Below are 12,226 nucleotides of genomic sequence, written 5' to 3' on the forward strand. Positions count from 1 at the left end.
AGTTATTGTGCTGTTTGGAAGTCAGTCGCGACAAACAGCGCACAAAAATGCCGACTACGATGTGGGCATTTTCAGAGAATCCGGATATGATTGGCGGTCATTCACGGTCTGGAAGACACATGTGGAGGACCTTGCATGGCCGTACAGGATAGATTTGGTTGATCTGACCCGCGCCCCGCGGGAGTTTCTTGACGGCATCAAGAACGATATGATTATTCTCAGCGGAAATCTGGATGGTTACACTCTCTCCACAACAGAGACTTGAAGCGGCGAAACAGAAGGCCGCGTCGTCCCTTTTGCAGCTCGAAACCACCATCAGGTGGCTTCATGCAAATCCTGAAGCCGATGATCGTTGGGGAAGGCTTGATGCTGTTGCAAAACGCTTTGAGGTTTCATTCGAGTACGTGTGGAAAGCTCTAAAAGCCGCGCTTGAATTTCAAGGAACCGAAACATTTGGCCCGCGAGATTCCATTACGCTGGCGGGCACATATCAATGGATCGATGATCTCGAACTGTGGGCCGAGTTTCTTCAGTCACGTAATGCCGGGGTTCACGACTATTTTGCGCTTTCTGAAGAAGAGTATGCAAAGATCGCAGAACGATTCTTGTCTGAGGCACGATCGGTTCTTCTCAGGCTCCCGTGAAGCCGTAGGTCAATCCAACCACATTCCCATCAATTACATATACACATGAAAGCCCTTCTTCGATGTATTGCGCTGCTGCATATTATTATCGCCGTATCAGCGCTTGCGCAAGAAAAACCCCACGCCTTCCGCGGCGCAACCATTTATCCCGTTGAGGGAGATCCGATTGAGAACGGCGTGCTTGTCGTTCGCAACGGCACGATAGTGGGTGTCGGCCCGGCGCAAAGCGTCACCGTTCCGTCCGAGGCCGTCGTCGTTGACGTGACGGGCAAGGTGATCATGCCGGGACTTGTCGATACGCATTCGCATATCGGCAGAGGGTCGGGCGGCGACAGATCGTCGGCGCTTCATCCCGACGTTCGTATTCTTGATGCGATTGATGTGAGGGATGATTCGTTCAAGAAAGCGCTGGCAGGCGGTATTACAACCGTGAACGTCATGCCAGGCTCCGGCCATTTGATGAGCGGGCAGACTGCTTACCTGAAAATCCGCGAAGCGAATGTCATTGAAGACATGCTCTTCTGTAAAGATCCGCTGAACGACATTTGCGGCGGAATGAAGATGGCGAACGGAACGAACTCGATCGGCGAAAAACCGTTTCCCGGCACAAGGGCAAAGTCGGCGGCAATGGTCCGCCAGCTTTTCCTGAAGGCACAGGATTATCGTTCGAAGATTCAGTCGGCGAAAGGCGACACAACAAAACTCCCCAAGCGCGATCTTGAAATGGAGGCGATGCTTCAAGTGTTGGACGGGAAGCGCATCGTTCAACATCATACCCACAGCGCGTACGATATCATCACCGTTTTGAGAATTGCCAAAGAGTTCGGGCATCGTGTTGTGCTCCACCACGTAAGCGAAGCATGGAAGGTCGCAAAAGAAATTGCGGAAGCCGGCGCGATGTGTTCGGTGATTATGATTGATGCGCCGGGCGGGAAACTCGAAGCGGCGGAGTTGAGCTACAAGACTGGCGCAATTCTGGAAAAAGCCGGCGTTGTCGTTGCTTTTCACACGGATGACGGCATCACGGACTCGCGCCACTTTCTCCGTAGCGCTGCATTCGGCGTTCGTGCCGGGATGTCGCGCATGAAGGCGCTTGAGTCGGTGACTATTGCCGGCGCAATGATGATGGATCTCGATAAGAGGGTCGGCTCGTTGAAGGCGGGCAAGGATGCCGATTTCATCATTCTCTCCGGCGATCCGCTCAGCGTCTATACGCATGTCGAGCAGACGTGGGTGGAGGGGGTAAAGAAGTACGACCGCTCGAACCCCGACGACAGGAAATTCTCGGTCGGCGGTTATCGCGTCTTCCGCAGCGGCAATGCGTACGATACATGCGAAGGAGAGGAACGATGAAACGATCAAGCACCTTTCTTCTTCTTCTTTCTACTGTCATCAACGTCTCACACGCCCAGCTTGCGATTCGAGGTGAAACGGTGTACACGATGGCAGGCAAGCCGCTCAAGAACGCCGTCGTCATTGTGAAAGGCGGAAAGATCGAGCAAGTCCTCGAAGGCGCGATGGTCAAGCTTCCCGAAGGCTACAGGGTGATGGAAGCAAAAGTTGTTACGCCGGGACTCGTTGATGCGCATACGGTTGTGGGATTGACAGGAATTCTCAACCAGCGGCACGATCAGATGCAGCTCGAAACGTCGGAACCGATTCAGCCCGAATTGCGTGCGATTGATGCATACAATCCGCAGGAACAATTGATCGAGTTTGTGCGGAACCTCGGCGTAACCACGATGCACACCGGGCACGCGCCCGGCGCGCTCGCAAGCGGAACGACCATTGTGGTCAAGACTATCGGCAACACGATCGAGGATGCGCTCGTGGATTCCGGTATGGTGGCCTTTACGTTTGGCGAAAGTGTCAGCAGCACGTTCAAATCTCCCGGTACAAGCGCCAAGCAAGTGGCAATGCTGCGCAGCGAGCTTCTGAAAGCGCAGGATTATCTCAAACGCAAAAGTTCAAAGGATCCCGAGAAACGCCCGGCGCCGGATTTGAAGATGGAGATGCTGTCGCGCATTCTCCTCAAACAGACACGAATCCTGTTCACGGCACAAAAAGCCACGGACATCATGTCGGCGCTGCGTCTGAAGAAGGAATTCGGATTTGCGATGGTGCTTGATGGAGCCGCCGAGGCATATCTTGTTCTTGATGAGATCAAGAAAGCGGGCGTGCCCGTTATTCTTCACCCCACGATGATGCGTGGATGGGGAGATACGCGCAATGTTTCGTTCGAGACCGCGGCGAAGCTGAAAGAAACCGGAATTCTCTTCGCGCTGCAAAGCGGTTTTGAAGGCTACGTGCCGAAGACACGCATTGTGTTGTACGAAGCGGCAATTGCCGCTGCAAACGGACTTTCGTTCGATGACGCGCTTGCATCCATTACGATCAACGCAGCAAAAATCATCGGTGTTGACAAGCGCGTCGGCTCGATTGAGAAAGGGAAAGATGCCGACCTGGTTCTGTTCGATGGCGACCCCTTCGAGTATACGACGCATGTTTGCGGCGTGGTTGTGAATGGCAAGGTCGTGAACGACACCTGTAAATAGGAAGGGATGTGCGAAACGAACAAAGATCCGGGATACGTCAGGATTGCGCGGCTCGGATCGGATAGCCCGCTTGCTTCGCGCTTGCAGAGTCCTTAACTTTTTGACGGAGGTTTCTATGACCGTAAAACTCAAAGCACATTACGACGGCAAGGTTCTTCATCCTCATGAACACCTTGCAATCAAGCCTGGCACGGAAGTCACGATAACAGTGGAGTCTGCTGATGCAGTTAAGGGCAAGGAGTACAGCTTCCTCGACACGGCGCTGAGTATGGATCTCGCATTACCGCCGGACTTCTCATCACGGCTTGACGACTATCTCTATCGTGGCAGCAATGGAGATTCCCAATAGGGTTTTTCTTGATACCACATATGCAATGGCCCTCGCATCAAAGCAGGATCAATACCACGATCGTGCTCTTGCGCTCATTCGTGAGATAAAGGCTCGCAAAGTACGTCTTCTTACAACTCGCGCAGTCCTGATTGAAATCGGAAACGGCCTTTCCAAACTTCACCTTCGAAGGAACGGTCAATCCTTCTTGCTTCCCTTGAGCGTGATCCGATGGTGGATATCCGGGATGCTACACAAAACAGTACGACTCAGCATTACAGCTCTACTCAAGTCATCTTGACAAGGAATGGGGAATGACGGATTGTATTTCGTTCGTCGTCATGAAGGACGAAGGACTTCGTGAGGCTTTGACGGCTGATGAGCATTTCGTTCAGGCAGGGTTCACGGCGCTGATGAAATAGCCGGAATTTTGCACGCCTCTCTACCTCGAATAGCGAATAGAAACCTCATTGGAACACGAGACCCTCGCGTCGACGCCTACATCGCAAAGTCCGCCGACTTTGCCAAACCGATTCTCGAACACATCCGCTCGCTTGTGCACAAGGCATGTCCTGATGTGCAGGAGACGATGAAGTGGAGCTTCCCGCATTTTGATTACAAGGGAATGTTGTGCAGTATGGCGGCATTCAAGCAGCACTGCGCGTTCGGGTTCTGGAAAGCATCATTGATGAACGATCCGGACAATATTCTCTCTTTGACCCGTGCAGAAGCCATGGGACACTTCGGGAAGATCACAAGCCCGAAAGATCTTCCTTCCGATAAAATCATGATCAAATACATCAAGGAAGCGGCAAGACTCAATGATGAGGGCGTCAAGGTTGTCAAGGAAAAAGCCGCGCTGAAGAGGCAAACGAAAACTCCCCGAGATTTTCTTGCTGCGTTGAAGAAGAACAAAACTGCGTTGACACATTTTGAGCGTTTTCCGCCTTCACACAAAAGAGAGTATGTGGAGTGGATCGTCGAAGCAAAACGGCCCGAAACGCGGGAGAAACGTGTTGCCATTGCGATTGCATGGCTTTCAGAGGGCAAGAGTCGTAACTGGAAGTACGAGAAGAGCTTGACAGGGGGGAACGCAGAGAACACCGGGTTGGCGCAGCGTACATAGCCCTGCATGAAGTAATCACCCCTTCCGGCCCGGTTCGGACATCCCGGCTGCACGGCAGAGCGTTTCGAGAATCACTTCAGCATTATGCCTGAGACTGAACTCACGCTCCGCTTTCTTGCGGGCGTTCGCGCCGAACTCGCGGCGCATTGCCGGGTTGCGAATCAAACGCAACATCCTGTCGGCAAGAGCGTCCTCATCCTCCCCAGGAATGAGAAAACCGGTACTTCCCTCCTCGATCATCTCATCGATGCTTCCAAGTTCCGTCGCAACTACGGGTAGCTTCATCGCCATAGCTTCCATGATGGCAAGAGGGAAGAAGTCGGCCCGCGTCGGAAGAACGAAGAGGTCGGCATGTTTGTACAGGTGTACCAGTTGCGGACTGTTGGGAAGAACGTGGGTATGCACAATAACATTCGGCGGCACGTTTTCAACGACGCTGTTTGTTACAAGATGAAAGTCGCATCCGGCAAACGGCTCCAGTCGTGCAAGATTGCACAGCAAATCACCCCCTTTGCGCAGGAACTGGTTCCCGACAAACAAGATTCGTGTCCGTGTGGAAGCCGACACTATATCGTTCGTCCAGAGATCGAGGTCAACACCCGGCGCCAACACCCGTATCTTTTCCTCGTCAACTCGGTAATCTTCCATCAACGACTTCTTTACCCAGTTTGACCACGGGAGAAGGAACGTCGTATGCCGGTAGGTTTTTCGTGTCCGGCGGAATTTCATTTGTTCGATGATGTTCATCCTGCCCGAAGGGGGAACGCCGTACCAGGCATTGTGCTGCTCCATCAATCGCGGAGTCACATCCATCGCCATCACGCTCGGCACGCGGCTGCGGAAGCCGTCGATGAACGATGCGGGAATGTGATCGTTGAAGTAGGCGGCGTCGAACCGCTTGCCGCTTTTCTCTTGCTTCATGATGCGCGACCGCGCGATCATGCCGCCGCGCAATGTCCAGTTCATCGAAACGGGGGGCACGCGGGCAAACAACTCCGGCGGCTCCGGCTCGATAGGAATCCACGTCGAGTCGATTTCGGAATGCGCGGAAATGATCTTGCGAAGGTTTTGTAACACCGTCGCCGTGCCGCCAAACCACATGCCGGTAAACAGCAGACTCGGTCTTCTTCCTCCGCCGTTGGAGGTGGTATTCTCTGCAGGAGAGTTCATCATGTTATGCTGATTTCATGTTGAGAACATCGCCAAGTTCGCGGAGGCTTTCCGCATTCCAGCGTTCAACAAACCCGTATGCCGACTGCACGAGTGACCGCGCAAACGGCGGATTCTGTACAATCTTGACAACTGCATCCGCGAACGCGCGCGGAGTGTCCGCGACAAGAAATGCCTTGCCCGCGCCATCTTCCAATCCGCGTGAGCCGGCGGGTGACGCAACAACGGGCCTGCTGTATCCGAGCGCTTCGATCGTTTTAATGCAAAGCCCGGTGCTGAACTGAATCGGGTTGATGACAACATCGGCGTCCGTGTAGAGAGGAACAAGATCGTCAACAACACCAAGCTTCACACAATGCGGCGAATGTTCTATCATATCGCAAATGTTCCCTGCAATATGAAGGGTCGAATCGGGAAGTTGCTGCCTGACGAGCGGAAAAACCTCCCGGATGAAATGCCGGATGCCGTGTATGTTCGTTCCCGCATCAGAACCGATGAAGAGAAGTTTCGCTCCCGCCGGATCGGGTTGAGGAAGCGAATGCAGCGGGGCAATATGCCGGACCGTTATGATGCGCCTGTCCGTTAACGTCGCAAAATACTCCTTCTCCTTGTCCTGAATGGCGACCGCAACATGCGCTCGGTTCAATGCTTTTGCCTCTTCGCCGGCCGTTGTGCAATACCAGCCGTACGATTGCCCCGCATCCTTGTACAGCAGGTGACGCAAAGTAAACACGTCGTGTGTATCGATAATTTTGAGGACGCCGTTGCCGAACCGTTCCAACGCTTTCGACCAGAAGATGTACTCAACGATCACGGCATCGAACGGAATTCTGCCCGCAAGCTGATCGAGATAAGCGTCGAGAGCCGCATCATAGCGGTAATCAACGGGTAGGATTTCCTTGAAGCCCTGATGGAAGAGAAACCGCAAGCGCCCTGCGTACCGTTTCAGACTGCGCGGAGGGTAGCGGTACGGCACGCAATAAAAATTCTCACCCCACCAATCCGCCATCGCCTTCTCGTCCGCTTTCCACGGTTCAGTATTCACGCAGAGGAAGTGGACGTCATGCCCCATCCCGCGCAGACTTGTCAGGAGTAGCTGAATGCGAGTCCGGTTGCCCGCAATCTGCGGATGTGTCGGAATAGGTGATATGACGAGAATACGTTTCACTCTTAGTTTCAGTTCGTGCTTGCAAGATTCTGAAGCAGATCCAGGGTTTCGTTCACCATCGTTTCCTCTGAAAACAGCCGCGCCCGCTCGGCGGCGTGCACTGCATACTGGTTCATTTCGGCGGGATGCTCAAGCGCGCGGCAAATTGCCGTTTCGAGATGCAAGCCATCCCCGGCCCGAAAGACGATTCCGTGAACCTCATGCTCGACAATTTCTGTAATTCCGCTCGCGTCGGAAGTGACAACAGGCAACCCGGACGCCATTGCTTCCAGCAACGCGAACGGGTGACCCTCAAACCGGGTGGGGAAAACGAATATATCGGAAGCCTGCATCAACCGCGAGACATCTTTGCGATGACCGGGCAGCAACACTCTATCACGGATGCCTTCCACTTCCAGTGAACGAACAAGATTCTCGCGTTCCTCGCCTTCACCGGCCCAGACGAAGTACACTTCGGGGAACTTCCGCGCAATATCCCTGATAACCGGAACGAGAATATCATATCCCTTCTGACGGGATAAGCGGCCTACCGTAAGAAGAAGTCGTGCTGTATTATTGAGGCCCAGATCGGCACGAACTTCGGCACGAACTGCCAGATTGGTTTGACTCGCGCTTTGTTTCGCAGAGGCCGGTTTAGTCCCGTTGTAAATGCGGAAGATTTTCTCCCGCGGGATGTTGAAGGATTGACTCAGGAGCATCCGATTGTTTTCAGACACAGAAACACAATGTAGAAATCGTGAAAGTGCCCATTGATACCGGCGAAGTTTCAACTCTTCAAAATTCAGCCGTGAGGGAACAAGCTGGAAGACAACGGCAGTCCGGATGCGCAACGTTCTGCACGCCAGCATACTTCCCAGTCCCCATTCCGGCCAGGGGAGACCAAGCTGTACAACATCCGGCCTGATCCGCATCAGCAGTATGAGTGTCCGAACGTAGTGTGCGCCAAGAACCCGGATATTCGGCATCGTACGGACAAATTTTTCTTCTATATCAAGCGGATGGTATCGTACATCCAACCGTTCACAATCATCTCTGAGCGAACGCGTTGCTTCAAGGAACGGAAACGCTGCGTGAACCTGGAATTGTCTCTTCATTGCCGCCGCGGCAATGGTCAGGGCATATTCCTCGTTCCCTCCGCGTTGTGTAGAGGGAAGAATCTGAAGGAGTTTCATACGCCGTTCCGTGCATCTGAAAACATCACCTGTCGGGTATCCATCAGTGACGCGCCCCTACGTTTTCAACCACTGGAGCAGTTGCCGTTCGAACACTCTTCCGTTCATATCAAACACCCCGAACCGAGGAAGCTGAAGGGGGTCGCTACCATATTGAATCGTTGAGTTCTCTACTGTGCATGCTGCGGAAAATCCTGCTTGCTTCACTATGGAAACCGTAGTTGCATCATACCGTCCGAACGGGTACGAGAAGCTCGCTACATCAGCGCTCAACAGATTCTCGATGCATTTCTTGCTTTCTTCTATCTCCCGCCGCTGAACATCTTCCGGGTGGTGTGAAAGCATCGCATGGCTCACTGTGTGAGGACCAACCTCCACCAATCCGCCCAGCGCCAGCGTTACCACTTCTTCATGCAAGAGAGAACGGTGGGTCGGGCGGAGGCACGACTCTTTGCCCGCCCATGACACGATCGCATCGAGCATCATGCGACGGGAGACATCCGGAAGAGGCCTCAGCCACTCCCATACAGAGTAGTAGAAGTTCAACCGCGGGCTCTTGGTTCCGCGGGCACAGTCATTTCGATACTCACCTTCAGTATACGATGACGCCGCGCCGAGATTCCAATCGCGGGTGTTATTGTCCATGCTCAGACTTAGTCGAGGGGGTAATGTACCGGGCTGCAGAAGGGCCTGATCAAGTTCATCCCACCAATACTCCTTTTGGGATCCGAGGTAACCCGTTGTCACGAAAACCGTTGCGGGAGTGTCGTACCGCTCCAGTAGAGGCTTTGCCGTGTAGAGATTATTGGCATATCCGTCATCGAACGTAACGGCCACTGCACGCGGAGGTACATTGCCTTCATGAACGGCTGCCGCCAGTTTCTGCAAACTCATCGGACGCGCACGCTTTCTCAGTACTTCAAGTTGCGCAGCGAAATTTTCCGGGCTCACGCATAGATACCAGGGGTCGACATCCATTTCCGCAATGCGGTGGTACATGAGGATGATTCCTTTGTGCTGAACGGATGTGATGATCCTGTTCATCATCTCCCTTCCTGCATTGACGCCTCTTCGCAACAGAGTCATTGTTTCGCTCCGATGAGCGAGCCGATTGCATTCTTCCCGCGCCTCAATGCCTGCACGATGCGCGAGGCCGTCGGATGGCGTGCATGCCAGATCGTCTTGAGCTGCTGCTGCATTAAGAGGCTGACGTCTTCGTCGTGAATGTCGCTGGCAATCATGTACGATTTCAGCCATTGCAGAAATTGTAACCGGGTAACAGCCCATCCCTGAACACCGACCGCAGAACACATCGACGCGGGGTGCTGCCGGTACCGGTACCAACTTGCGCTCGAGATGTATCCGTGATACCGTAGGCACAGTTTTGCGTGAAACACCTGGTCTTCATACATCCCGCGGAAGGCATCTTCATATCCCCCGACTGTATTCACAATATCGCGCCGGACCATGACGTCCGCGGTGAGCGCCGCATATTCATCCTTCAGCCACATAAGCAGGATCACGGGCGGCGCAAGCAGGGTATCAAACGGGACGGTGAAGTTCTGGTACGTGTCCCGATCACGATCCTCTTTGTTTCCCGCCCAGCTGTGCCAGCGTTCTGTTCGGCCGCATGCGAAGGCGGCATCGGGGTGGGTTTCGAGAACCCGGGTTTGTTCTTCAAGCTTCTTCACATTGTACACATCGTCCGCGTCAAGAAATGCAATGTACTTGCCGCGGGCATTCTGAATCGCGAGATTCCGGGAGGCACTCATGCCGCGGTTGCTGTGGTTCTGATGCTCGAAGTAGAAGATCTTGTCCGGAGAACGATCGACGAATGAGCGCGCTATGCGTGTGCTTTCGTCGGTCGAGCCGTCATCGACCAGAAGCAGCTCCCAGTCGGTACAAGTCTGATTCAGAACACTGGTGATTGCCTCCTCGATGAATTTTCCGGTATTCAAAAAGATCATGATGACGGAAACCAGCGGATTGCTCTTGTTCGTATGTACGTTTCCGGAACTCATCTTCCGCTACATCTTGAAATTGGGATTAAATCCGGCATCGAGAATGCCGTTCAATTTCTGCTCGAACGCTTTGAAGGAATATATTCCTTCAATGTACTTCCGCGCCTCGGCGCCGCGTTGCTCCAGTCGCTTTTTGTCGGAGAGCATATCCTCCAGCGCGGCCTGAAACTGCCCGAGTGTTGTATCATCCAAACCGTCGCCAAGATTGTCGCCCGTGTACGTTCCGAACTTGCTGACCAGATTATCAGGATCAACACTGCTGAGAATAGGCGTATGACACGACAACGCCTCAAGGAAGGAACAGGGCAACCCTTCATGTATGCTTGTGTTGACAAGGACCCAGGATTCCGTGAGAACCTTCTCTTTCTGTTCTCCCTGAACAAGCCCGAGAAATTTCAGGTTATCGACCGACCGGTATTTCTCGATAATCGGATTCATAATCTCGGGATAACTTGAGTTCCCGCAGACGAGGAATTCCACATGCTTGAATCTCTTCGCCAGCTCGAAGTAGATCCAGGGTCGCTTCACAGGATCGAGCCTGCCAAGCAAAGTGACGGTCGGGCGCTCGGCCTTCTTGAGCCTTTCCAACGGGAGATAGTGAATCGGATTGGGGAGAAAGTGAGGGGTAAACTCCCGCGGACCGTAAAGTCGTTGCCCCCGTGGCGTAAGGAAATGCGCGTTAGTGACAAACATAATCGGCCGGCCGGTAGTTTGACTATCCTCGTACACCTTGGCAAAAAACTCTCGTTCTTCTCTTGCATAGCCCATGAACTCGTCAATGGATGTCATGTTATTCGCCGGAAGTTCAGTCTCGACTGTGACAATCTTCTCCAACTCCGTTTCGCCCTTCGGATCGCGGAGCCAAATGAGCAGCGGCGCCTTCGGCATTGCGTCGAGCGAAAACCCATAGCCGGGGTAAAGATCAATGCTCAACAGAAAATCAAACTGTTTGTTCGCATCGAAGGAGTACTTGACATGGTTTCTCGCATAATGACTATGCAAATCGGGGATGGTGTATACGAGACTGTCGCCAACGGGAAACTTCCAATCCGGTAGCCCGGAAAGCGTTCTGTTGAACAAGGCCGCAGAGCGGAAGGCCTTATTCTGCCTTCCGCCGTAAAATTGTGTGATGACTTTCGCCGTCATCCCGAAGCCGCCGATGTCGCAGAGTTTGTCTTTGAGAAAACTCTCCGCAAAGAACTCCTCCGAAAGAAAGCCGAAAACCTTCTTCTTCTTAAAAAGGCGCTTTACGCCAAATATCACCCAAAAGACTGCCGGAAGAATTTTCAACACAAGTCTCCCGGCGATCCGGTTTTTTATGCCAGTGATGTTCATCTTTATTCCCCTTATTCTGCGACAACGCCGATTGGCCGCACTGATTACGGCGGCATTATCCTGCGTTCTTGTCTGTTCCCAGTCCTTCGTCCAGGCGCAGAACCCCCAGCCCCGAACGAATGTTGCTTTCCAGATTAAAATGTTGTTTGACAAAATCCCGCGCGTTGGCTGAGATTTCACGTCTCTTTTCATCACAAAGATCGAGAACTTTCTGCACGCCTTCGGTGACCCCCGCCTCACTTCTTTCGACGAGGAAGCCGTTTTGCCCGTCACGAATCACTTCAGCCGTTCCGCCGCTATCTGTTGCCATGCAGATCAATCCGGTTGACATTGCCTCAAGGCAAGCCAACGGAAGCCCTTCGGAGTCGCTCGGCAGAACGTAGATGTCGCTCATCTGCAGCAGTCGGGCAATATCATTCCGAAAACCCAGGAAGACAATCCTTTCCCGAATGGTCTTTCCAAACGAGGCAGCCATTTCCGCCAGCGGCTCGTATTCCGAGCCTGTTCCCACAATCACGAGACGAAGGTTGTGCCGTGTTCTGCATGCTGCAGCAAATGCCTTCACAAGCCGGTCAATGCATTTTACCGGTACCAACATTGCGGTGCTTACAATAACAGTATCCGTCAGAGGAATTCTGAACTCCTCGCGAAGCCTCGTCCGGGTTTCGCCGGAGGGATTGTACAGGGATACATCGACACCGTGATAG

13 protein-coding genes and 1 pseudogene are annotated in these 12,226 nt (G+C 53.2%); 7 read left to right on the plus strand and 7 right to left on the minus strand.

The annotated features are described in order from the left end of the window. From KF749_18105 to KF749_18135, 7 genes and pseudogenes are all read left to right on the plus strand, one after another. Positions 1 to 265 (plus strand): nucleotidyltransferase domain-containing protein (locus KF749_18105; protein MBX2993070.1); only part of this gene is annotated, 265 nt, incomplete at its 5' end. Next, on the plus strand, positions 234 to 644 hold the full coding sequence (locus KF749_18110; protein MBX2993071.1) for a nucleotidyltransferase substrate binding protein: 411 nt from the start codon (positions 234 to 236) through the stop codon (positions 642 to 644). The genes KF749_18105 and KF749_18110, both read left to right, overlap by 32 nt. A gap of 45 nt (positions 645 to 689) precedes the next feature. Continuing rightward, the gene (locus KF749_18115; protein MBX2993072.1) at positions 690 to 1,997 is read left to right on the plus strand and encodes an amidohydrolase family protein; all 1,308 of its coding nucleotides are present in this window, start codon (positions 690 to 692) and stop codon (positions 1,995 to 1,997) included. Further along, the gene (locus KF749_18120; GenBank protein ID MBX2993073.1) at positions 1,994 to 3,199 is read left to right on the plus strand and encodes an amidohydrolase family protein; all 1,206 of its coding nucleotides are present in this window, start codon (positions 1,994 to 1,996) and stop codon (positions 3,197 to 3,199) included. The genes KF749_18115 and KF749_18120 overlap by 4 nt, the downstream gene beginning before the upstream one ends. 115 nt (positions 3,200 to 3,314) lie before the next feature. Then, on the plus strand, positions 3,315 to 3,548 hold the full coding sequence (locus tag KF749_18125; protein ID MBX2993074.1) for a hypothetical protein: 234 nt from the start codon (positions 3,315 to 3,317) through the stop codon (positions 3,546 to 3,548). Beyond that, positions 3,532 to 3,949: pseudogene (locus KF749_18130) on the plus strand (type II toxin-antitoxin system VapC family toxin). Before KF749_18125 ends, KF749_18130 begins: the two are co-directional and overlap by 17 nt. A 47-nt stretch (positions 3,950 to 3,996) precedes the next feature. Further along, positions 3,997 to 4,653 carry a YdeI/OmpD-associated family protein gene (locus KF749_18135; GenBank protein ID MBX2993075.1) on the plus strand — a complete coding sequence of 219 codons (657 nt, stop codon included), beginning with the start codon at positions 3,997 to 3,999 and terminating at the stop codon, positions 4,651 to 4,653. A 15-nt stretch (positions 4,654 to 4,668) separates the two neighbouring features. Here KF749_18135 and KF749_18140 read toward each other — a convergent pair whose 3' ends face one another. From KF749_18140 to KF749_18170, 7 genes are all read right to left on the minus strand, one after another. Then, on the minus strand, positions 4,669 to 5,826 hold the full coding sequence (locus tag KF749_18140; protein ID MBX2993076.1) for a glycosyltransferase family 4 protein: 1,158 nt from the start codon (positions 5,824 to 5,826) through the stop codon (positions 4,669 to 4,671). A gap of 1 nt (position 5,827) precedes the next feature. Then, positions 5,828 to 6,991, minus strand: a complete 1,164-nt coding sequence (locus KF749_18145) for a glycosyltransferase family 4 protein (GenBank protein ID MBX2993077.1) — start codon at positions 6,989 to 6,991, stop codon at positions 5,828 to 5,830. A gap of 8 nt (positions 6,992 to 6,999) precedes the next feature. Continuing rightward, a complete protein-coding gene (locus KF749_18150) occupies positions 7,000 to 8,163 on the minus strand; it encodes a glycosyltransferase family 4 protein (protein MBX2993078.1) in 1,164 nt (387 codons plus the stop codon). Between the two features lie 57 nt (positions 8,164 to 8,220). Further along, positions 8,221 to 9,249: a polysaccharide deacetylase family protein gene (locus KF749_18155; GenBank protein MBX2993079.1), complete on the minus strand. Its 1,029-nt coding sequence runs from the start codon at positions 9,247 to 9,249 to the stop codon at positions 8,221 to 8,223. Further along, positions 9,246 to 10,184, minus strand: coding sequence for a glycosyltransferase family 2 protein (locus tag KF749_18160; GenBank protein ID MBX2993080.1), 939 nt, complete (start codon positions 10,182 to 10,184; stop codon positions 9,246 to 9,248). The genes KF749_18155 and KF749_18160 overlap by 4 nt, the downstream gene beginning before the upstream one ends. A 6-nt stretch (positions 10,185 to 10,190) precedes the next feature. Then, on the minus strand, positions 10,191 to 11,519 hold the full coding sequence (locus KF749_18165; GenBank protein MBX2993081.1) for a glycosyltransferase: 1,329 nt from the start codon (positions 11,517 to 11,519) through the stop codon (positions 10,191 to 10,193). Between the two features lie 55 nt (positions 11,520 to 11,574). Further along, positions 11,575 to 12,226 (minus strand): glycosyltransferase family 4 protein (locus tag KF749_18170; protein ID MBX2993082.1); only part of this gene is annotated, 652 nt, incomplete at its 5' end.

The sequence above is a fragment of the Bacteroidota bacterium genome (genome assembly GCA_019637975.1).
Lineage (GTDB): Bacteria > Bacteroidota > Ignavibacteria > UBA10030 > UBA6906 > CAADGV01.